The sequence below is a fragment of the Chryseobacterium sp. AC417 genome (genome assembly GCF_979258215.1).
Map to the genome: position 1 here is coordinate 2,834,371 of NZ_OZ409845.1, position 22,875 is coordinate 2,857,245.

19 protein-coding genes and 1 riboswitch are annotated in these 22,875 nt (G+C 34.2%); of the genes, 11 read left to right on the forward strand and 8 right to left on the reverse strand.

Annotation, left to right across the window (positions count from 1 at the left end):
- Positions 1 to 61 precede the first annotated feature (61 nt).
- The 3 genes from typA to ACZZ9T_RS13565 form a co-directional block, all read right to left on the reverse strand.
- Positions 62 to 1,867 carry a translational GTPase TypA gene (gene typA / locus ACZZ9T_RS13555; protein ID WP_463442521.1) on the reverse strand — a complete coding sequence of 602 codons (1,806 nt, stop codon included), beginning with the start codon at positions 1,865 to 1,867 and terminating at the stop codon, positions 62 to 64.
- A 296-nt stretch (positions 1,868 to 2,163) separates the two neighbouring features.
- Positions 2,164 to 2,712, reverse strand: coding sequence for a type 1 glutamine amidotransferase domain-containing protein (locus ACZZ9T_RS13560; protein WP_463432982.1), 549 nt, complete (start codon positions 2,710 to 2,712; stop codon positions 2,164 to 2,166).
- Positions 2,713 to 2,862: 150 nt separating this feature from the next.
- Positions 2,863 to 3,123, reverse strand: coding sequence for a DUF1294 domain-containing protein (locus ACZZ9T_RS13565; RefSeq protein WP_463442522.1), 261 nt, complete (start codon positions 3,121 to 3,123; stop codon positions 2,863 to 2,865).
- Positions 3,124 to 3,223: 100 nt separating this feature from the next.
- Between ACZZ9T_RS13565 and ACZZ9T_RS13570 the strand changes: the two genes are divergently transcribed.
- Positions 3,224 to 3,580 carry a hypothetical protein gene (locus ACZZ9T_RS13570; RefSeq protein WP_463442523.1) on the forward strand — a complete coding sequence of 119 codons (357 nt, stop codon included), beginning with the start codon at positions 3,224 to 3,226 and terminating at the stop codon, positions 3,578 to 3,580.
- A gap of 236 nt (positions 3,581 to 3,816) precedes the next feature.
- Here the strand turns inward: ACZZ9T_RS13570 and ACZZ9T_RS13575 are convergent, their stop codons facing one another.
- Positions 3,817 to 4,089: a DUF1294 domain-containing protein gene (locus ACZZ9T_RS13575; protein WP_463442524.1), complete on the reverse strand. Its 273-nt coding sequence runs from the start codon at positions 4,087 to 4,089 to the stop codon at positions 3,817 to 3,819.
- 388 nt (positions 4,090 to 4,477) lie between these two features.
- Between ACZZ9T_RS13575 and ACZZ9T_RS13580 the strand changes: the two genes are divergently transcribed.
- The 8 genes from ACZZ9T_RS13580 (at position 4,478) to ACZZ9T_RS13615 (ending at position 17,083) form a co-directional block, all read left to right on the forward strand.
- Positions 4,478 to 5,905, forward strand: a complete 1,428-nt coding sequence (locus ACZZ9T_RS13580) for a hypothetical protein (RefSeq protein WP_463442525.1) — start codon at positions 4,478 to 4,480, stop codon at positions 5,903 to 5,905.
- A 356-nt stretch (positions 5,906 to 6,261) separates the two neighbouring features.
- Positions 6,262 to 6,468 carry a helix-turn-helix transcriptional regulator gene (locus ACZZ9T_RS13585; RefSeq protein WP_463442526.1) on the forward strand — a complete coding sequence of 69 codons (207 nt, stop codon included), beginning with the start codon at positions 6,262 to 6,264 and terminating at the stop codon, positions 6,466 to 6,468.
- A gap of 6 nt (positions 6,469 to 6,474) precedes the next feature.
- Positions 6,475 to 10,011 carry an N-6 DNA methylase gene (locus ACZZ9T_RS13590; protein ID WP_463442527.1) on the forward strand — a complete coding sequence of 1,179 codons (3,537 nt, stop codon included), beginning with the start codon at positions 6,475 to 6,477 and terminating at the stop codon, positions 10,009 to 10,011.
- 2 nt (positions 10,012 to 10,013) lie between these two features.
- Positions 10,014 to 10,847 carry a hypothetical protein gene (locus tag ACZZ9T_RS13595; RefSeq protein ID WP_463442528.1) on the forward strand — a complete coding sequence of 278 codons (834 nt, stop codon included), beginning with the start codon at positions 10,014 to 10,016 and terminating at the stop codon, positions 10,845 to 10,847.
- A 16-nt stretch (positions 10,848 to 10,863) separates the two neighbouring features.
- On the forward strand, positions 10,864 to 11,757 hold the full coding sequence (locus tag ACZZ9T_RS13600) for a restriction endonuclease (RefSeq protein ID WP_463442529.1): 894 nt from the start codon (positions 10,864 to 10,866) through the stop codon (positions 11,755 to 11,757).
- Positions 11,758 to 11,855: 98 nt separating this feature from the next.
- Entirely contained in the window at positions 11,856 to 14,267 is a 2,412-nt protein-coding gene (locus tag ACZZ9T_RS13605; RefSeq protein WP_463442530.1) for a TonB-dependent receptor plug domain-containing protein, read from the forward strand.
- A gap of 118 nt (positions 14,268 to 14,385) precedes the next feature.
- Positions 14,386 to 16,509 carry a Tex family protein gene (locus ACZZ9T_RS13610; RefSeq protein WP_463442531.1) on the forward strand — a complete coding sequence of 708 codons (2,124 nt, stop codon included), beginning with the start codon at positions 14,386 to 14,388 and terminating at the stop codon, positions 16,507 to 16,509.
- 10 nt (positions 16,510 to 16,519) lie between these two features.
- Positions 16,520 to 17,083 (forward strand): RDD family protein, encoded by a 564-nt coding sequence (locus tag ACZZ9T_RS13615; protein ID WP_463442532.1) that lies wholly within the window; start codon positions 16,520 to 16,522, stop codon positions 17,081 to 17,083.
- A gap of 32 nt (positions 17,084 to 17,115) precedes the next feature.
- Here ACZZ9T_RS13615 and ACZZ9T_RS13620 read toward each other — a convergent pair whose 3' ends face one another.
- Both ACZZ9T_RS13620 and ACZZ9T_RS13625 read right to left on the reverse strand, forming a co-directional pair.
- On the reverse strand, positions 17,116 to 17,292 hold the full coding sequence (locus tag ACZZ9T_RS13620) for a histone H1 (RefSeq protein WP_047446385.1): 177 nt from the start codon (positions 17,290 to 17,292) through the stop codon (positions 17,116 to 17,118).
- Positions 17,293 to 17,449: 157 nt separating this feature from the next.
- Positions 17,450 to 18,757, reverse strand: a complete 1,308-nt coding sequence (locus tag ACZZ9T_RS13625; RefSeq protein WP_463442533.1) for a voltage-gated chloride channel family protein — start codon at positions 18,755 to 18,757, stop codon at positions 17,450 to 17,452.
- Between the two features lie 29 nt (positions 18,758 to 18,786).
- Positions 18,787 to 18,853: riboswitch (Fluoride riboswitch) on the reverse strand.
- A 287-nt stretch (positions 18,854 to 19,140) separates the two neighbouring features.
- Here ACZZ9T_RS13625 and ACZZ9T_RS13630 point away from each other — a divergent pair.
- Positions 19,141 to 19,962 carry an alpha/beta fold hydrolase gene (locus ACZZ9T_RS13630; protein WP_463442534.1) on the forward strand — a complete coding sequence of 274 codons (822 nt, stop codon included), beginning with the start codon at positions 19,141 to 19,143 and terminating at the stop codon, positions 19,960 to 19,962.
- A gap of 82 nt (positions 19,963 to 20,044) precedes the next feature.
- On the opposite strand, the gene ACZZ9T_RS13635 is transcribed toward ACZZ9T_RS13630, so the two are convergent.
- Together ACZZ9T_RS13635 and ribA are read right to left on the reverse strand one after the other, a co-directional pair.
- Positions 20,045 to 21,475, reverse strand: coding sequence for an SDR family oxidoreductase (locus tag ACZZ9T_RS13635; protein WP_463442535.1), 1,431 nt, complete (start codon positions 21,473 to 21,475; stop codon positions 20,045 to 20,047).
- A 52-nt stretch (positions 21,476 to 21,527) separates the two neighbouring features.
- Positions 21,528 to 22,118: a GTP cyclohydrolase II gene (gene ribA / locus ACZZ9T_RS13640; RefSeq protein WP_463433015.1), complete on the reverse strand. Its 591-nt coding sequence runs from the start codon at positions 22,116 to 22,118 to the stop codon at positions 21,528 to 21,530.
- A 97-nt stretch (positions 22,119 to 22,215) separates the two neighbouring features.
- On the opposite strand from ribA, the gene ACZZ9T_RS13645 reads away from it, so the two are divergent.
- Positions 22,216 to 22,875, forward strand: a complete 660-nt coding sequence (locus ACZZ9T_RS13645) for a TetR family transcriptional regulator C-terminal domain-containing protein (RefSeq protein ID WP_463433017.1) — start codon at positions 22,216 to 22,218, stop codon at positions 22,873 to 22,875.

The following is a 22,875-nucleotide window of genomic DNA, read 5'->3' on the forward strand; positions in this document are numbered from 1 at the left end:
AACAATTTTAAAACGAAAAAGCCCCGAAAATTCGAGGCTTTGTATAATTGTCAGAATGAAATTAAGCTTTCGCTCCTCTTTCAATTCTTTTTCTTTCTTCTTCAGAAAGTACTTTCTTTCTCATACGGATGAAGTTAGGAGTTACCTCGATTGCTTCATCAGACTGAATATATTCCATACACTCTTCAAGTGAGAATAAGATTTTTGGTGCAACACCGGTATCTTTATCTTTACCTGAAGCTCTCATGTTATTCAACTGTTTTGCTTCAACGATGTTTACTACCAGATCTCCCGGCTTGTTTTGCTCACCGATCACCATACCAGCGTAGATTTCCTCGCCCGGATCTACATAGAACTTACCTCTATCCTGTAATTTTGCAATAGAATATTCTGTAGCAGGACCTTGAGTTTTACTGATTAGTACCCCGTTACTTCTTCCAGGAATAGCACCTTTGAAAGGCTTGTATTCTGTGAAACGGTGTGCCATAATAGCTTCACCAGCAGTAGCAGTTAACATCTGAGAACGCAATCCGATCAAACCTCTTGAAGGAATTTCGAATTCCATGTGCTGCATTTCACCTTTAGTTTCCATAATGTGAAGATCACCTTTTCTCTGAGTAGCTAAATCGATCACTTTAGAAGCATATTCTTCAGGAACGTCAACAACCAAAGATTCGTAAGGCTCACATTTTTCTCCGTCGATTTCTCTTAAGATAACCTGTGGCTGACCAATAGTCATTTCGTATCCTTCTCTTCTCATTGTTTCAATTAAAACCGATAAGTGAAGAATACCTCTACCGAATACCAGGAACGTATTTGCATCACCCGTCTGCTCAACTCTTAATGCTAAGTTTTTCTCTAATTCTTTAGTCAGTCTTTCTTTCAGGTGGTTTGAAGTTACATACTTACCATCTTTACCGAAGAACGGTGAATTGTTAATTGAGAACGTCATGTTCAGTGTAGGCTCATCAATTGAAGTTCTTGGCAATGGTTCAGGGTTTTCAAGATCTACGAAAGAATCTCCAATCTGGAACGCATCAAAACCTACTACAGCACAGATATCTCCAGCTTTTACTTCAGTTACTTTTTTCTTTCCAAGACCTTCGAAAACGTATAATTCTTTTACTTTTCCTTTTAATATTTTTCCGTCTGCCTGAGCAAGACCAATCCACTGAGATTCTTTGATCTCACCTCTGATTACTTTTCCGATTGCGATTCTTCCTAAGAAAGAAGAGAAATCCAGAGAAACAATCTGCATCTGCAGGTTACCTTCCTCAACTTTAGGCTCAGGAACATATTGTAAAATACCGTCTAATAATGGGAAAATATCTTCAGTCTGCTCCAATGAAGTATTGAACCAGCCTTGTTTTGAAGAACCGTAGAATGTAGGGAAATCCAACTGAGCTTCAGTAGCTTCAAGGTTGAAGAACAAATCAAATACCTGATCGTGAACCTCTTCAGGACGACAGTTTGGCTTATCTACTTTATTGATAACAACTAAAGGTCTCAAACCTAATTCCAAAGCTTTCTGCAATACGAATCTAGTCTGTGGCATTGGTCCTTCAAAAGCATCTACCAACAAGATTACACCGTCTGCCATTTTAAGAACTCTCTCTACTTCACCACCAAAATCGGCGTGACCAGGAGTATCTATAACGTTGATTTTAACGTCTTTATAAGTAACAGAAATATTTTTTGATAAAATGGTAATCCCTCTTTCTCTTTCAAGATCGTTATTATCCATTATTAATTCTCCACTTTCCTGATTTTCTCTGAAAATGTTTGTAGCATGAATAATCTTATCAACCAAAGTAGTCTTACCGTGGTCAACGTGTGCGATAATCGCAATATTTCTAATGTTTTGCATGAATGATTTTTACGGGTGCGAAATTAGTGATTTTTAATGAATTAACCATAAAAAGATTTAAAAATTAACAAATTCATAATGAGATGGTTTTATCGGATTTTAAGTTTTGAGTCATGAATTTTGAGTCGTTGAGAGGGTTTTTGCAATACAATTAAGAAAATGATTTCTTTGATAAAAAGTCAGATCAATTTCTTGTAAAACCTATTTTACTAAAAATTAAGTATTGATTTTCATGAAAAAAGACTCAGATACAATATCCAAGTCTTTTACGTTTTTCGAAAACAATTTATTTAATTCTATAAATTTTGATCCTCATGTGGACCTTCATTAATTTCCTCAACCAATTTGGCATTAAAGGCAGGAAGATCTTTCGGTGTTCTGCTTGTTACCAAGCCATTATCTACCACTACTTCACTGTCTTCCCATACTGCTCCTGCATTTTTTAAATCCTGGCTGATCGAATTTACGGATGTTAAATTTCTGCCTTCAACAGCACCTGCATTGATTAAAATCTGCGGTCCGTGGCAAATAGCAGCAACGGGTTTGTGCTGTTTAAAGAAATCCTGCACAAAGCTCAAAGCTTTTTCGTTGGTTCTCAACTGATCCGGATTGATCACTCCGCCCGGTAGAACCAAAGCGTCATAATCTGATGCTGAAACCTCATCCAAAGTTTTATCTACATCATATTCTTTTCCCCAATCTTTTTCTGCCCATGCTTTGATCGTCCCGGATTCCGGACTGATGATATGCGCTGTCCAGCCCTGCTGTTCTAAATGCTCTTTTGGAGATTTTAATTCACTTTCTTCAAAACCATGTGTGGAGAGAATTGCGATTTTCTTAGACATAATATATATTTTTGGTGTTAAGTTAATTGCTTACTTAAAAGAAAATATGATGCCGTGCTGCTTAATGGAACTTATAAAAATTTGTTAAATGATTGTTGGTGTTGGTTCTTGGTTGTTAGTTGTTAGTTTTTGGTTTTTAGTTTTTAGTTTTTAGTTTTTGGTTTTATGGAAAATGATGATGATTAATATCTGTATTAAAATGATGAGTCCGATTTTGAGGAGAAAACTTTTTTTTGAGGTTTTATGTCTGAAAATGAGCATTCCGAAAATGGCTGCAACAGTACCCCCTAAAAACGCCATGATAAAAAGTGAACGTTCTGAAATTCTTGTTTTGTGTTGTACAGCTTTCCATTTATCCAATGCAAAAGTTGTGAAAGTGATCAGATTGATGAGTAAAAGCAGGTACAACATGACGGCAAATCTAAAACAAAAATAAATGTCATAAAAAACACCTCATCCTGATTTCAGCAGGATAAAAGTTTCTACATTTGTTCACCATAAAAATAAATCAATGACAGTACAGGATTTGACAGGCAGCTACTCTATTCAGGGCAGTAACCAGGAAGAAACGGATCATATTTCCTATCACGGAATCCTGACTCTTTCTCTTGACGAAAACAACCGCATCCTCGCTCAATGGATGATTGGTGACCACGAACAAAACGGTACAGGATTTTTTAAAGATGATATTTTAGTAATCAACTTTCAATACGAAGGCGATGAGCAAAAAATCTACAAAGGCACTGCTGTTTACCGTTGTCTAAGTAAAGATATTTTGGAGGGTTTCTGGTCTGAGAAGCATGGTGATCCGAGGTATTTGGGAAGTGAGGATTGTGTGAGAATTGGTACTAGTGGGTTTTTGAATTGATATTTTTATCGGTCATTGCGAGCGCAGCGAAGCAATCTCATTAAAGCGTTTTTCCCAATCTTTAAGAAAGCCGTTTCTGTTTTCCTGTCGGTTCTTCGAGTGATTTTGAAGAAAAATTGTATTGAGAATTTGTGTTTTACAAACTCAAATTACTAACAAACCTAGTCAAGACTTATCGGCACATTGCGAATTACCTTTACAAGGTTTACTACCGAATAAGTAAAAGAATTTACTCATCACTGATCTGTCAAATGTTCTTTTAAAAGAAAAATAAGAGCCAACTGTACAGCGACCACCAGTATCAATTTGAGGATGAATGTTTTTTTTGCGGATTTATGTTTAAAAAATGTGATCCCAAACAGGGCTCCAAAAGTACCACCCACAAATGTGAGGATCAGCAAAACACTTTCAGCGAGTCTTCGCTTCCCGTTTTTAGCCAACCGCTTATCCCATCCGAAGGCAAAGAATGTGATAAGGGTGATGATGATGAGGTAGTATTTTATGGCCATAGAAGTTTTTTTTATTCTTAATAAAGTTAATGAGAATTTGTAAGGCTAAGAACATTAAATATCTAAATTTTTTGAAAAGGCTGGACTTTAAAAGAAAAAATATTAAGAAATACTGACGAGAGTTGGTATTTTTGTTTTTAATGGAGAAGTCAATGTAAACTCCTCAAAAATTCAGTGAAAATACTGAGGTTTTATTTTGAAGTTGTTTTTATATTTGTCATTTATGGGAATAATAAACAAGATATAATAGAAATTTTGTAATCTAGTATTGGGAAAACTGTTAGTTACTTTTGATTGAATTTTGAGCTAAAGTTTTGCAAAAGTATATTTTGCTAATGCTTTTTCCTTTATGTGATATATTTATCAATCACACATAATATAAAAAAACATGAAGATTAGTGAAATTTATAATTTAGGAAAGACTCAAGCAGAACTTGACTTTATCGATATTGATATTATTAGAGATACACCATTATTTTTAGATCCTTTTTTTTTGAGTCAACGAAACGACAAGTGGTCAATCGAAGCTAATAGAACAATAAAAAGTTATTTCCAACGACTTCTTGATTTAATACAGGAAAACTCTCTTCCTGAAGCCAGATTACTTTTTCAACATTTAAGTGAACCAAATTCTACTTGCCTAGGGGTATCAATCGGTGAACCAAGAGGACGCGGTGTTGGCAACAGTTTTTCAGACGAAATCTATGGAAGAATCCTAGCAAGCGAAGCTGCTCAAACAGGATTAATTAAAGATTTACAAGACAATATATTGTTCATTGAAGGTTTTGGCAAAGATAGGCTTTCAGATATAACGACTAACTTAATTACAAAACACTTAATAGAATATACAGAACAACAATGTATTTATCATGGTATTCCTATACAGAATAATGTTCCATCAGGTTTTTATTGGGATAGACAAACAATGTCATGGAATCAAACAAATGAAAAAATTCTTGTAATTGACGGCAGAAAAATGTTATTAGTTCCAAAAGGAATTGTCTCTTTCTCAAAATCATACACCTCCGAAAAATATTATAATAGCTTTGTTTTAAATTTCATGCAAAGCGAGCAAATTATGCTAAACACGGCGTTAGTTAATAGAAGAAAAAATGGGACCCCATTTGTCACCAAAAAAGATTTAAAAGAAGAATTTCCACTTACAAAACAATTTTTAGCTGATTTTTCTTCACGAAATCCAGATGTACTAAGAAACTTTAAAAACGAAACTATCACTACTTCGCTTTCCAATAATGAGATTACTGATATAAATATTAATAGTTTAATAAGGCATCTAAAAAATGAATTATCACAAATTTCCTCAGGTAGAGATAATGCAAGTAATTATCATAAATTAATAAAAGGAATATTAGAAGTAATCTTTTATCCTCATCTTATTTATCCAACTTTAGAAAACGAAATTCATGAAGGAAGAAAAAGGATAGATATTACTTTTGATAATGCTGCAAGAGAAGGAATATTTTATAGATTATCAAATACAATGGGAATACCTTGTCAATACATTATGATTGAGTGTAAAAATTATTCTAGTGACCCTGTGAATCCTGAACTTGATCAATTAAGCGGTAGATTCTCACCTAATAGAGGGAAAGTTGGTTTTCTTTTATGTCGAGAAATTTCAAATTTAGATTTATTCATTAATAGATGTAGGGATACTTACAGAGACCATAGAGGTTTGATTATACCGATCACAGATAATGATATACACATGATTTTAGATAATTATAACGATATGGATAATTCATTTATAGATGGTTTTGTCTCTGATAGAATTAGATCAATTGCTGTAAACTAAAAGGATGTGGTACAAAAGAGTACCATTGACAAAATGCAATTTATAGTACGAAATTGAAGATCTTTTATGAGTAGTTTCTTCAACATCAATAAGCTTCTCCGTAAGATAAGATTATCGATGTAAACAATTTTTCAAAAAGGAAATAAGTAAACAAAAATTTATTTATTAATTGGAGCTTATGAAAATAACTAAAATTTTGTATCGGAATATTTATAAAAAATAAATCATATGCGATGTATATCAACAAATGGTATGGAAAATTATTGATTTTCGAATTCTAATAGCTACGAAATATCTTATTAAAAAGATGAATCAACATTTGTCTTTTTATATCTTTACAGCAAATGTATATTTCTATGCAAGAAACACCCATTAATAGACTTAAAGCAGTGCTTGCAGAAAAGCAAAAAACAAGCAAATGGCTTGCTAGCCAATTGAATAAATCTGAGACTACAGTTTCAAGATGGTGTCGCAATGAAATCCAACCATCAGTAGAAACAATGGCTCAAATTGCCGACTTATTAAACATAGATATTAAAGAATTGTTGAATTCAACAAAATAAATTAACATGAAATTATCCGAATTCCTTAAGGACTCAAACTATAAACTATCTCAATTTTCAGATAAACAAGTAGCAGATTTTGAAAATACTATTATCATGAAAGAGGTGAGAGAAAAACAAGTTCCTTATATCATTTGTATTGTTCGAAAAAAGGAAATAAAGCTTACTCCTGAAGAAGCTGTAAGACAATTATATTTAAAAAAATTAACAGAAGATTTGGGATACCCAACAGATCGTATGGAGTTGGAATACGCCGTTTCTTTTGGACGTGAAAAGAAGAGAGCAGATATTGTAATTTTTGATAAGGATAAAACTACTTCACCTTACATTATGGTGGAGTTGAAAAAACCTAAGCTCAAGGATGGTAAAGAACAATTAAAATCTTATTGTAATGCTACAGGTGCACCTATTGGTGTATGGAGTAACGGTGAATCTATTTCTTATTACCATCGTAAAGATCCGAATTATTTTGAAGATATTTCAGAATTGCCAGCTGCTCACCAAAAACTCTCGGATATTTTAAAAGATCGTTGGACGATTGATGATTTAGTTGCTAAAGACAAGTTAGTAACTGAAAGAAAATCTTTGAAAGATCTGATTTTAGAAATGGAAGACGAAGTTTTAGCAAATGCTGGCGTCGATGTTTTTGAAGAATTATTCAAATTGATTTTTACTAAGTTGTTTGATGAAATGGAAAGTGGACGTAACAAAGCTCGCCACTTAGAATTCCGTAATTATGGTGATACTGAAAGCGAATTAAAAGAAAAATTACAAAACCTCTTTGATAAGGCTAAAAACAAATGGGCTGGTGTCTTCTCTGAAGATGCTCGTCTGATGCTAACGCCTTCTCATTTGTCTGTATGTGTATCGTCTTTACAAGATGTGAAGCTTTTCAATTCTAATTTAGAAGTTGTAGATGAAGCTTTTGAATACTTAATAAATAAGAGTAGTAAAGGAGAAAAAGGACAGTATTTTACACCTCGATATGTGATTGACATGTGTGTACGTATGCTAAATCCACAAAAAACTGAAACCGTAATAGATACAGCAGCTGGAAGTTGTGGTTTCCCTGTACACAGTATTTTCTATGTTTGGGAACAAATTCTAAAAGAAAAAGGTTTAGAGAAAAGCCATTTGTTTACTTCTGAAGAAAAGCCAGCTGAATGTACTGATTATGTTGTGAATAATGTATTTGCTATTGATTTTGATGAAAAAGCAGTACGTGTTGCCAGAACGTTAAATTTGATTGCAGGTGATGGACAAACGAATGTATTGCATTTAAATACATTAGATTATGAGCGCTGGGATGAAAATACGAAGGATGAGGATTGGATTGATACCTATAATGATGGTTGGAAAAAATTAAAAAACCTTCGTGCTAACAAAAACTCAAACCAAGACTTCCAGTTTGATATACTGATGGCAAATCCCCCATTTGCGGGTGATATTAAAGAAAGCAGAATATTAGCAAAATATGAATTGGGTAAAAAACCTGACGGTAAATATCAAACTAAAGTAGGACGCGATATTTTGTTTATCGAACGTAATTTGGATTTCCTAAAACCAGGAGGACGTATGGCTGTTGTACTGCCTCAAGGTCGTTTTAATAATAGTACAGATAAAGATGTTAGAAAGTATATAGCGGACCGCTGTCGTATTTTAGGAGTAGTAGGTTTGCATGGGAATGTTTTTAAACCGCATACTGGGACTAAAACTTCTGTTTTATTAGTACAAAAATGGAATGATGATCCTAATGCTGGTGCTCTTTGTCCTAAATTAGAAGATTACCCTATTTTCTTTGCAACTATGAAAGAACCGAGTAAGGATAATAGTGGAGAGAAATTATATGTAAAGAAAAAGGATTTCCCCAAATCTGCCCATAAAACCAAGAATGAAGAACTTGAAGATGTAGCGGTAGACGTTTACGATGAAGTAGCCGAAGATATGGAACAATATCTTTTGGATACGCACGGACATTTGATTGTAAAGCATGATTTATTTAATCACGATCAACTGACACAAGATGGTATTGCAGAAGCTTTCACAGAATTTGGTAAAAAGGCACAACTAAGTTTTTTTTTAAATAGCCCTTTCAACGAAAAACGATATAACGAATTGTTGGAGGGGCTGGAAATTACTGAAATACAGTTAGAAGATGTAATATTTAATAAAGATAAAAGAATTGATACTCAATTTTGGACCGAAAAAATATATTATAATCCTCAGCTTAAATATGCACGTATTGGGGATTGTTTAGAAAATGCTCAATATGGTGTTTCTATCTCTATGAATGAAGATGGAAGTGGATACCCTATCTATAGAATGAATGAGATTCATAAGATGTTGTGTGATATAGATGTAAGTAAGGGTGCTAATCTTGAAAAAAATGAACTTAGAACCTTTAAATTGAAAAGCAGAGACGTTTTATTTAATAGGACTAATTCGTTTGAATGGGTTGGAAGAACGGGTATTTATTATAAAAATGACCGTGACAATAGAGATTTTGTTTTCGCTTCTTATTTAGTGAGATTCGTTCCTGATCAAAAAAAAATATTACCAGAATATTTAGCTGCTTTTTTAAATACAAAATATGGAATTAAAGATGTTAAAAGAAGAGCACGACAATCTATCAATCAAACAAATGTAAATCCTGAAGAGGTAAAAGAGGTGAAAATTCCATTAATAGCTTTCGGAATACAAAATAAAATAGCCAGTAATTTTAAAGAGGCTTATGATAACACGATTTTATCGCAACAAAAATATGCTCAAGCTGAAAATTTATTATTAGCAACAATAGGTTTGCAAAGTTTTCAACCATCAACAGAAGCGGTAAATATAAAATCATTTAAAGAGAGTTTTCTTGCCACAGGTCGCCTCGATGCAGAATACTATCAGCCAAAGTATGAAAAATTAATTAATTTGATCAAAGAATATAAAGAAGGTTTTACATTCTTAGCTAACGAAGGAGAATTTAAAAATGGAAGTTTTATTCCTGAAAGTTTTTATGTTGAAAATAGTAGCAGAGCATATATTAGAATCAAAGAATTATCATTGAACAAACCCATAGAAAAGAATCAAATGATTTTTATTTCAGATGATTTCTATCGAACCAATGAAACTCAGGTTAAGGAAAATGATTTTGTAATTGCTACAATTGGCAATACTATAGGTAAAGTTAATCTTATCCCCAAAGAATTAGAAAATTCATTTCCGTCTAATAATACATCAGTATTTAGACTGAAAAATAAAAATTGCAATTTTTCTTACTTTGAGATTTTATTAAGAAGTAAATTAGTGCAACTTCAAATTGAGAAAGAATATACACAGACAGCCCAGCCAAAGATTTCAAATCATTCTTTACAAAATATTGTGATCCCAAAAATTGACACAATTGTTCAAACAAAAATTGAACAATTATCGAAAGAGAGTTATGCACTAAAAGCGAAAAGCGAACATTTGCTGGAAACAGCCAAACGTGCTGTAGAAATAGCCATAGAAGAAAGCGAAAACGCTGCATTTGATTATATAAATAAAAATAGTTAGATATGGCAACAGTATCCCAAGAAAATATAAATCGCTGGATTGAGCAATCTGATATTGATTATATTGGCCATTATATCAAAGCTTGGATTCCATTTAATGCGTGGTACAATAATAATTTTCAAACATTAAAAACTGATAGAGAAAAAATCAATGAAATAAAGAAGAATCCAAACACTGTTAGAAATATTATTAATATTTTAATGGAAGGGGATTCAGCATTATCTATGGAATTTAAGAGTTATTTAGCATCTTTAATTTTCCATACAGGTGAATTAAATATTCAGGGAAGAGATGGGGTTATAAATTTTGAAAATATAATTAAAGTAAAGAATGCTGTCAATCAGAAAAATGAAGAATTTGGATTATATAAGTATTTTATAAAAAGAACTGACGGTATTTCAATAGGACAAGTAACACAGATACAGGTTAATGTTAAAAAAAAGTCAAATAGTTCAAGTATTTTCAATTATTCACATACTGAATATAATTTAGAGCATTTGCAAAATTTTCCTGCATACCAATCTTTATCAGACCAAGTTAAAACACAAATTCGTATCTATTATCAAGAATTAATTCCCTTTTCCCCCGAATCAATTATTGAAAATGATTTAAAAGGCGCACCAATAAACTATTATAAATGTGATAATTTTAATTTAAGACGTGATATATCAAATACAACTTGTTATGCTCATTTAATTGTTAGGGCTTTAGTAGAAATTTTATATCAACTGCGTAATGTAGTATTTCATGGAGAATTAGTTCCTAACCGTGATGCACAAAAAGTATATGCAGCTGCCTTCCATGTTTTAAAAATCATCCTAGAAAAAATTAAATAAATCATTTTAAATAATCATGTCCAAATCTAAATCAAAAAAAATAGCCGAGAAAACCATTTTTGCAGCATTAACCATTTTAAAAGAAAATGGAGGAGAAATGCGTGGTAAAGATGTAGTAGATAAGATTAGGGAAAAAGTCTCTTTTGATGAATACGAGAACCACAGATATGTAAAAACAGGATATATCCGCTGGGAATCAATACTGCATTTCTACACAATAGATTGTATGAAAGCGGGCTATCTAAGAAAACAAAAAGGAACTTGGATACTTACTGATGAGGGAGAGAAAGCTCTTGATTTAGGCGCTGAAAGATTACTGAGCACTGCAACAAAATTGTATAGAGAATGGGACGGCAAGAGGAAATCAGAAAGCTTAGAAGAAGATTTATCAACTGACAGTGATGAAGATGCTTTACAAGTGCAAAAATCTGTAATCAGTCAATATGAAGATGAAGCCTATACTGGGATTAGAAGATACATTACATCTAAAAACCCTTATGATTTTCAGGATTTAGTTGCAGAGTTACTAAAAGTTATGGGATATTATATCTCGGACGTAGCGAAAAGAGGACCAGATGGAGGTATTGATATCATTGCTTACACAGATCCGCTAGGAACGAGCCAACCCCGAATAATTGTTCAAGTAAAGCATCGCCCCAATGATGCTGTTTCTAGTGATGAAATTCAAAAATTAGCAGGAACTTTAAAAAGAAATACTGACGTTGGAATTTTTGTGACATCCGGAACTTTTTCAAAGCCAGCAATTAAGGAAGCGAAAGATTCAAGAGAACATATAGAGCTTATCGATTTTGAACGATTTATTTCGTTGTGGCAATCTTATTATCACAAACTGGATGATTCTCAAAAACAACATTTACCCTTACATCCTATCTATTTTGTTGGAGAGTAATTTTTTAAAAAGCCAATTAAAATGTATAATAGTATTTATTTCTACACCGTAAGAAAAAAATGTATTTTTGAAAATCATTTCAAAAACGCAAATAAAGAATGAGTATTTATTTATTTAAAAGAATGGCTTTAGTGCTTACATTATCTGTTGCAACGTATGCCTACACCCAAAACAAAGCCGAAGAAGCTTTAACCCAATTTCAAGAAAACTATCCACAGGAAAAAATCCATTTGATTTTTAATAAAGATCACTATGTTGCCGGAGAAAATCTTTGGTTTAAGTCTTTTGTTTTTGAAGGGTATAATCGTTCAGATATTTCAACTTCTCTTTTTGTAGAACTTTATGATCGCAATAAGAAGTTAATGGACAAAAAAATGATTCCTCTCCTCAAAGGGGAAGGAAGCGGAAGTTTTTCTTTAGCACCCACATTACAGGAAGATGTTTATTTCATCAGAGCGTATACAACCTGGATGACCAATTTTAGTGAAAATTTTAATTATCTTCAGTCTGTTAAGGTTTATAATCCTGCATCTGCCCAAAAATTAGTAGCCGACACAGAAGCTTCATGGTCTGCAACAGTGCATCCTGAAAGCGGAACTTTTATTGAGGGTATTGATACAAAATTTTCGGTTAGATTACATCCAGATGGTTCAGCATCAAAAAACTGGAACGGCCATATTACAGATTCTGCCAATCCTGAAACTCCTTTGGTGAAATTTACAGGTTATGATCAGAATGTAGCTTCATTTACGCTGAATCCTCAAAGTGGAAAGAAATATCAGCTGACAATTCAGGACGATAAAGGAAAAAAATTCAATACTGATCTTCCGCCTGCGACATCATCCGGACTTCATCTTCAGGTTGAAAGTACCGAAGCCGCTGTAAAATACACCATTAAAACAAAAAATATTTCTTCAGAAAATCATCCTTATAAAATATTGGGAACGATTAATAATGTTTTGGTATACAAAGCTTTAATACCTAAACTTGCTGATACACAATCTGCCTCAATCCCTAACAATAAACTCATCAACGGAGTTTTAAGACTTACTGTTTTTGACAGTAAAGAAAATGTAGTGGCTGAACGTCTTTGCTTTGTGCAGCCTCAAAAATTAAATCTTAAAAAACCAAATCTAACGACTAACTTTAGTACAGATTCAAAGATGAAAAATTCTTTGACTATAGGGAAAGATGCCACTCTCAGTATGTATACTGTAACAGTAACAGACAGCGAAAGCAGTACTTCAGAAGAAGAAAACAGTCTTCTCAGCAGTCTTTGGCTGACCGGAGATTTAACTTCACCTATCGACCAACCCGCACAATACTTTACAAAGAACAGCAAACCTGAAGCCTTAGATGCTCTTCTGATTTCTGAAAAATGGAAACGTCTGGACTGGTTCAGTATTATTTCAGGAAATTATCCGTTCATAAAAAACAAACCTGAATCTTATATTTCCTACAAAGGAAAAGTTTTATCACAGGGAAAACCAGCTCCGAACTCAGATTTGAATTTAATTTTTAAAACGGCAGATTCAGGAACCAGGTTTCATCAGATAAAAACAGATGCCTCCGGACTTTTCAGCTTAAATAATTTGGTTTTTGAAGATACCATGACGTTTTCTTACCAACTCAATACCAGCGACAAGGCAATTGCAAACAGTACGCAGGTATATTTTCAGCCGGATTTCAGTTTTGTACCTTACAGAAAAGAGCTTCCAAAAACAGGAATGAAATTAACAGACCGAATTCCTGGAGAAGTAATTCCTGAGAAAATAGCCAATTCAATATCAAATCTGACATCTGAAAAATTTATTAACGAAAAAATCACTGAAATTGAAGAGGTTAAAATAAAAGTCGACAAAAGAAATAAAACCAAAAAGCTGAATGATGAGTTAAGCAGCCCAATGTTTAAAAGTGCCAATGAAATGGTTTTCGACTTTGTTAATGAAAATAATATGATTGGCGGAACCAATATCCTTCAATGGCTGCAGGGAAGAGTTCCCGGTATTCAGGTAAGCTCGCAGGGAGCAAATGCAACTGTCACAATGCGAGGAGGATCTGTACAAATTTTTTTGGACGAAATGAGAACAGAAGCCTCACAGCTTTCTATGATTTCTGCCGCTGAAGTAGCTATGATTAAAGTATTCAGAGGTTCTTTTGCAGGAAGTTCAGGGGGAGGAAATGGTGCTGTTGCCATTTATACAAGACGTGGCGGAATCAGCGGAACAATCCCTGATAACGGACAAACAAAATCTTTAAAAGAAATGAAACTGAAAGGGTATGATAAAGAAGAACCCTTCAAAAACGAAATATATGAAAATGTTGAAAAAGACGGTTTAGGAAAAGATACCCGAAGCACATTATACTGGAATCCTAATTTGCTAAACGATCCTAAAGAACCAACAACGGTAAACTTTTATAACAATGATAATGCAGAAGCTTTCAAAGTTCTCATCATAGGATTCGATGAAGAAGATACTCCACTCTACTATTATGAAATTTTAAAATAACAAGATAAAAATTCTTAAAAAACCAATTGCATTTTGTAGTTGGTTTTTTTGTTTTAAATCAAAATCCATCATTAAATAATTTAAAAAAACAGTATTTTAGCACTTCTAAAAATGCAGAATGAACACTACTGAATATATCAGAACTTCTCTCAATATATCCGAAAAAAACATCACCTCAACTTTAAAATTACTTTCAGAAGATTGTACAATTCCATTTATTTCCCGCTATCGAAAAGATGCTACGGGAAATTTGGATGAAGTTGCGATTGAGAATATTTTTAAATTAAATAAGCAGTTTGAAGAAATTGTAAAACGGAAAGAAAGTATCTTAAAATCAATCGATGAACAAAACGCTTTAAGCGCAGAATTGAAAAATAAAATTGAAGGAAGTTTCGATATTCTGGAGTTAGAAGATTTGTATCTGCCATTTAAAAAACGCAGAAAAACAAAAGCTGATGCTGCCAAAGAAAAAGGTCTTGAACCTTTGGCGAAGATCATTATGAGTCAGAACGCAAATGATTTACAGCATTTGGTTTCAAAGTATCTCAATGATCAGGTAGTATCAGAAGACGAAGCTTTGCAGGGCGCAAGAGACATCATGGCAGAATGGATTAATGAAAATATGTACGTCCGAAAAAATCTCCGCCGCCTCTTTCAGCGTAAAGCAATCATCACTTCCAAAGTGATAAAAGCAAAAAAAGATGATGAAGGCGCCCAGAAATTTTCGCAGTATTTTGAATGGGAAGAAAGTTTAAACAGAACTCCTTCTCACCGACTTCTGGCAATGATGAGAGCAGAAAGTGAAGGTTTTGTGAAAACCAATATCGGAATTGATAAAGATGAAGCTATTGATTTTATAGAAAACGCCATCATTAAATCTAAAAATGAATGTTCTGAACAGATTGCTCTGGCGATAAAAGATTCTTACAAAAGGCTTCTTGAACCTGCAATTTCTAACGAAACCCTGCAGGAAGCCAAAGAAAAAGCAGATAAAAAAGCCATTGAAATTTTCTCTGAAAACTTAAGCCAGCTCCTCATGGCTCCGCCTTTGGGTGGGAAAAGGATTTTGGCGATTGACCCGGGTTATAAAAGTGGTTGCAAAATCGTTTGCTTAGACGAAAAAGGAGATTTACTTCACAACGAAACCATTTACCCTCATGCTCCGCAAAACGAAAGCGGAATGGCAATGAAAAAAATCCGTTCCATGGTGAATGCTTACCATATTCAGGCGATTTCTATCGGAAACGGAACAGCAAGCCGTGAGACTGAATTTTTCATTAAAAAAATTGCATTTGACAAGCCTTTACAGGTTTTTGTAGTTTCAGAAGCCGGTGCTTCGGTATATTCTGCGAGCAAAATTGCGCGGGATGAATTTCCGAGTTTTGATGTAACGGTTCGTGGTGCAGTGTCTATCGGGAGAAGACTGGCTGATCCGCTGGCTGAATTGGTAAAAATAGATGCTAAATCTATCGGCGTAGGACAATATCAACATGATGTAGACCAAACTCAATTAAAAAATGAACTGGATTCTACCGTGATGAAATGCGTAAATTCTGTCGGAATTAATCTCAACACCGCAAGCAAATCGCTTCTGAGTTATGTTTCCGGAATCGGTGAGAAGATGGCAGAAAACATCGTGAATTACCGTGCAGAAAACGGTGCTTTTGAAGATCGGAAACAGCTGAAAAAAGTTCCTAGACTGGGTGAGAAAGCGTATCAACAAGCGGCAGCTTTCATCAGAATAACCAATGCAAAAAATCCTTTAGACAACTCAGCAGTGCATCCTGAAGCATACGGAATTGTTGAAAAAATGGCGAAAGATTTAGGCATAAAAACGGATGAACTGATTGCCAATAAAGAGAAAATTAATTTAATTCAACCTGAAAAATATAGTACAGAAACGATTGGTATTTTAGGCATAAAAGATATCCTGAAAGAACTTGAAAAACCGGGATTAGATCCTAGAAAAGCAGCAAAAGTTTTTGAATTTGATCCGAATGTGAAAAGCATTAAAAATTTAAATATCGGAATGATCCTTCCCGGAATCGTCAACAATATTACGGCTTTCGGATGTTTTGTAGATTTGGGAATTAAAGAAAGCGGACTGGTTCATATTTCTCAACTGAAAGAAGGTTTCGTATCTGACGTAAACGAAATTGTAAAACTGCACCAACACGTTCAGGTAAAAGTGACCGAAGTAGATGAAGCAAGGAAAAGAATTCAGCTGAGCATGATTCTGTAATTAAAAAACCATGAGAATTTCAGAATTAAAAGAAAGAAAAATAATTCGCAGAGCAACCCGAAATTTTGATACCGAAGGAAAGCGCATTTATAATGAAATAGAGTATGATTTACCATACAAAGCAGATTTTCATGGAAGTGACCCAAAAAGAAAAGTTGCAAAGTTGATTGATATGACTGCATTCTTTTTACTTTTATATCTTTTCCAACTGCCGGTAATTTATTCTTTCATTGGTGCGATTCCTTTGGTTATGGTATTTGGAAGTATCACCGAATCTCTTTGGGGAACAACTTTAGGAAAGAAAATATTTAAAATAAAAGTAATCGATGATTATGCAGATTATCCGGAATTCTCAAAATCTTTAAAGAGGAATTTTCTTTGTATAGCAAATTTTTATCCTGAGTTCTCAGAAGAAACCATGAAAGATATTGCTTTTGGAACTCAGACACGTTTTAGAACGAATTTAAGTATGCATATCAATAATAAAATCTGTAATACTTATACCGTAAAAGAAAGTCAGGTTTGGAAATTTAGAAAACTGCTGGATCAATCAAGAATTAATCAGCTTCAATAAAAAAGCCGGCTTACAAGCCGGCTGTGTCTGTCTTATTTTTTAGATTCTTCTACAGAAACTTTTCTGAATTCTTTGAACAATTTGCTCAATTCCAGAGCAGATTTACGAGCTCTTGTACCCGCTGCTTTGTTTCCTTTTTCAGATTGTTGGTTTGCTTCAGTTGCAAATGCTTCAAATTCTGCGTTGATTTTTTCAATAAGTTCTTTCATGTGTATATAAATTTAGGCTGCAAATATATGTTTTCAGACGGTTCTAGCCTAACATTGGTGAAAAAATTTGACTCATAACATGAATTATTTAATATTGACATCCTAATTTTTAAATTTAAAACTACAAAACGTGCTGAATTAAAGAATAATTGGTCTTTTAAAGTTCATTCAGTCGTTTTCCTTTCTGGTCTGAAAAACGTTCATGTTTGGGTTCTCCTATTACTTGCCGTCCGTAGATGCTATTGTGACCTGAGATCAAATAAGAAATCACACAAGCAATGGAAACATACACACCACATTCCGCTCCAAACAGTTCAACAGCCATTATGATACATGCAACAGGAGTATTGGTGGCACCTGCAAAAACAGCAACAAAACCCATCCCTGCTAAAAGACCTGTCGGTAAAGGAATAAATAAACTTAAAGCATTTCCTAAGGTAGCTCCGATAAAGAAAAGTGGAGTTACCTCACCCCCTTTAAAACCTGCAGAAAGCGTTATAATGGTTAAAATCATTTTTATTGCAAAATCATAAGCCGGTAATTGGTGGTCAAAAGACTGAACGATAGTAGGAATACCCAGTCCAATATATTTTGTTGTTCCCAATGTAAATACTGCGACCATCATTATGACTCCACCCACAAATGGACGCAATGGCGGATACGAAATTTTAGATCTGAAAAGAGTACTTGTCTGATGCATTACTTTGTTAAAAGTTTTCGCACAAAGACCAAAAAATATCCCGGCAAATAGGGCATACATAATATTCAAAAAAGAAATATCCGGAATTGTATTTATGTGATAATGCGTATGTGGTGTTTGCCAGAGTTTGGTAACTACGTCAGCAATGATCGCAGTAATGACTGCAGGAAAAAGTGCGTTATATCGAATACGGCCTATTAAAAAAAATTCCAGTGCAAAAATAGCTCCGGCTACAGGTGTGCCGAAGACAGAACCAAAACCTCCTGCCACTGCTGCGATCATTAAAACTTTTCTTTCCGAAGGAGAAAGCCTGAATGGTTTACTGAACTGGTCGGCTATAGATGCTGCCATCTGCAAAGCAGTACCTTCACGCCCTGCAGAACCTCCAAAAAAATGCGTAGCAATAGTGCCGAGATAAACAAATACTGCCATTCTGAATGGAATAATCTGTTTAGGTTCGTGAATCGTATCAATCAATACATTGTTTCCTGCTTCAACGTCTCTGCCGAAATAATAATAAAGCAAGCCGATAAGAAAACCGCCTATTGGCAGCAAAGCAATTATCCACAGACTATTTTCCCTGAAATCAGTCGCCCAATTCAGTGACTGTAAAAATCCTGCCGAAGCAGAACCGATTAAAACGCCGATAAATGAACAAATTAAGGTCCATTTTATAATATAAGGAAACGAAGGATACTTTCTAATAAAAAGTTTTATTTGAAAAACTAACCTTTTACTAACGGATTTTTGTTTATTTTTAGACATATTTTACCTGATTAAGTTATAGAACTTTCCATTAATCAGGCGTCATCAGCTCTTAAAAGCGGTTGGGTAAGGAAGAACACCATTTCCTTTTTATCTGTCACAAATATATAATTTTATTTTATTTTTCAGACAATCGATTGTATTTTTGATTTTGCTATTATTGATAAGATGGGCATATGAGTCATTCATCTGTCAGCTGATTTACTCGTTGCTCAAATGGAAGCTAAAAAACATTCAATAATTAATTTTTAATTTAAAAAAAAGTAAAAGATTTTAACTTATGTTAAGATGAAATAAATTTCACTGGACTACATTTGCTAAAGAATTAAACCAACATAAATTCTAAACAAATATTTAATCACAACATTTAAAAACAAAAAACAATGAGTACACTTCAATTAAAAGACGGAACAGAGATTTTTTACAAAGATCAGGGAGAAGGACCAACGTTGATGTTTCACCACGGATGGCCTTTGTCATCAGATGATTGGGACGCACAGGTAATTTTCTTCTTACAGAAAGGTTACAGAGTTGTAACGCATGACAGAAGAGGTCACGGCCGTTCTAGCCAAAATATCTACGGTCACACCATTGAACAATATGCGGCGGATGCTGCAGAATTGGTAGAATTTCTGGATCTGAAAGATGTTGTACACATCGGTCACTCAACGGGTGGTGGCGAAGTAATCCGTTATGTTAACAAATATGCGAACGGAAGAGCAAAAAAAGCAGTTTTAATTAGTGCTGTTCCGCCAATTATGGTGGCAAGTGGCAGCAATCCGGATGGTGTTCCGATGTCTGTTTTTGATAATATCAGGGATCAGACTTTGAATAACAGACAACAGTTTTATATAGACCTTACAATTCCTTTTTACGGATACAACAGAGAAGGTGCGGAGGTAAAAGAAGGCGTGCAAAGAAACTGGTGGAGACAAGGAATGATGGGTGGTATCGTCGCTCATTATGACGGAATTAAAGCGTTTTCCGAAACTGATTTTCATGAAGATTTAAAGGCGGTTGAAATTCCGGTTTTGGTTCTTCACGGCGAAGATGATCAGATCGTTCCTTATCAAAATGCTGCTTTGAAATCTATTAAATTATTAAAAAACGGAAAGTTGATCACGTATCCGGGTTTCCCTCACGGAATGCCCACTACGGAAGCTTCCACCATTAATAAAGATCTTTTGGAGTTTATTGAATCTTAAAGAATTTAAAATATTTCATGGAAAGAGCGAATTGTATGATTCGCTCTTTTATTTTATATCAATAATTGTTCTTTTCGAAATACTATCCAACCGCCAGTTTCTTGACCATCCCTTTAAAGATCACCCCGTGAAATGGCAAAACCGAATACCAGTATAATCTTCCCAACAATCCTTTCGGTCGGAAAACCGCTTTCTGCCATAGTTTTCCTTTGTATAATTTAAACATCAGCCACGCTTCTCCGGGAAGTTTCATTTCGGCAAACAAAATTAATTTCCCTTCTTCCCTATTGGCATAAATCACGCGCCAAAAATCCAGTGCATCGCCTTCGTGAAGGAGTGCAGGATGCGTTCTGCCTCTTCTAAGTCCCGGACCACCAACCATAACATCCATATAACCTCTTATTTTCCAGAGACTTTGCCCGTACCATCCGTTGTTACCACCCAAACCAAAAACCCTGTCCAGGCATTTTTCACGGTCATCGTATTCATAGCTTCTTATATCTTTGAAGCATCCAAAATGCGGAACTTCAATATATTCTTTAAGAGAAGAATCGTTTCTGCTGCTGATAAAACTGTCTTTCCAGCTGGATCGTATTTCATTGGCCTGAATTTTTGCCATCGTTCTCTGCAAAGCTTTTTCATAAGAAAATGGTTCTACTCCGGTTATTTTTTTAATTTCATCTAAACTTTCTTTTTTGCAGACCACTTCAATTTTCATACTTCCGACAAGTGAACTTGCCAAACTATACGTAGTCGAAGTAATAAAATACAGCCAATAAGATGACAGTTTTGGCGTCATTACCGGTAAAATGAAAATACTCCTTTTTAAACCCCGCACTTTGGCGTAACCTAAAAGAATTTCTTTATAAGTTAAAACATCATCGCAGCCGATATCAAAACTTTTGCGATAGGTTCCTTTTTTGAATAAGGTAAAAATTAAAAAATCCAGAACATTGGCAATTCCGATGGGTTGACATTTTGTTTCAAGCCATTTTGGGGTGACCATCACCGGAAGCTTTTCCACGAGGTCACGAACAATTTCAAATGAAGCACTCCCCGATCCAATGATAATTCCTGCACGCAGAACGGTAACCGGAACTTTACACTCAATCAGAATTTTTTCTACATTGAATCTTGAATTCAGGTGTTTTGATAATTCTTTCTGATTAACCAAACCGGACAAATAAATGATATGTTCGCACTGCGTTTTCTCGATTGCAGAAACAAAATTCTGCGCACATATTTTTTCAGATTCTTCGTAATCATCACTTGAACTCATTGAGTGCATCAGGTAATAGGCTCCCGAAATATCATCAGGAATATTCTTCAGAGTTTCTTCTTTCAGAAAATCTACTTCAATGACTTCTATCAGATCATCTTTAATTCCTGCAGGCTTTGAGAAACGGCTGACATCACGACTGCAGCAAACAGCTTTATAGCCTTGTTCGGTAATCACACTGATCATTCTTTTCCCGATGTATCCTGTAGCTCCTGTAAGAAGTATTTTTTTCATAATGTATGAATTTGATGTTTGGTCAGAAATTTTTCAGAACCCAATGAGAAAACTATACCTTTTCTAAAAGATGTCCGAAATAATCTTTCTTCTTGATGAGATAAGACTCGTTTGTCGCGTTAGAATCAATTTCCAAAGGAATTCTTTTATTTAATAAAATCCCGCTGTTTTCCAGAGATTTCAATTTCTCAGGATTATTGGTCAACAGATTTACGGTAGAAACATTGAGTATTTTCAAAATTTCTATGGCGACACCAAAATCTCTTCCGTCTGCCGGCAAACCTAATTTCAGATTGGCTTCTACGGTATCAAAACCTTGCTCCTGCAGTGCGTAAGCTTTCAGTTTATTGATAATTCCGATATTTCTCCCTTCCTGTCGCAGATAGATGATCATCCCGCCATTTTCAGACATAAACTTCATTGCTGCATCCAATTGTTGTCCGCATTCACATTTTCTGGAATGAAAGACTTCTCCGGTAATGCATTCTGAATGAAAACGCACATTTACCGTTTTATTAAAATCAGTTTTCTCCGCAACCCAGACCAAATGAGGACTCCAGTCATTTTCATTTTCAGAAAATGCATATACTGTAAACATTCCAAAATCTGTCGGTATATTAGATTGAGCTTGTATTTTGAGCATTAGTTATAATTTAAATCATTTATATAGTACAAATTTATACTTTATTTATTTAATTAGTAAAATTAATTACTAAATTTGTTGTAAATAAAATTTAATAATGGAAAGAGATATTCTGATTACACAAGATAAGATATTTGAATTGTACGGCGATTACATTTTGAATCACGGTGAAAGACCGAAAAACATTTACCGTTTTGCCAAAGACAATGAATTTGAAGAGAAAGATTTTTACGATTATTTTTCGAGTTTTGAACAGATTGAAAAAATGATGCTGGTCAATTTATTTGATAAATCTGTAGAATTAGCTTCGGAAGTCAACAGTTCAGATGAGATGACTTCAAAAGAAAAACTACTGAACGTTTATTTTATCTTTTTCGAAAATATGACGATGAACAGATCTCTGGTTCTGATGATCCTCGGAAATGACAAATTGCATTCTGCAAAAATTTCAAATCATTTAAAAGAAGCGCATCGTGAATTTATCAAAACCTTAGATTTTAATGATTGGGAAATGATTAAAAAAGCTAAAGATGACGTCAAAAATTTTCACGAAAAAGCAAGAGAAGAAGCACTTTGGCTGCATTTGGTTTCTGCCGTCGAATTTTGGAAAAAAGATACTTCGCCATCATTTGAAAAGACAGACATTTTTATCGAAAAAACAATCGATACGGGGTTTGAACTGATGGATAATGAACCTTTGAGAAAAGTTGTGGATCTCGGCAAATTTTTATTTAAAGAAAAATTCAGAAAAAGTTAA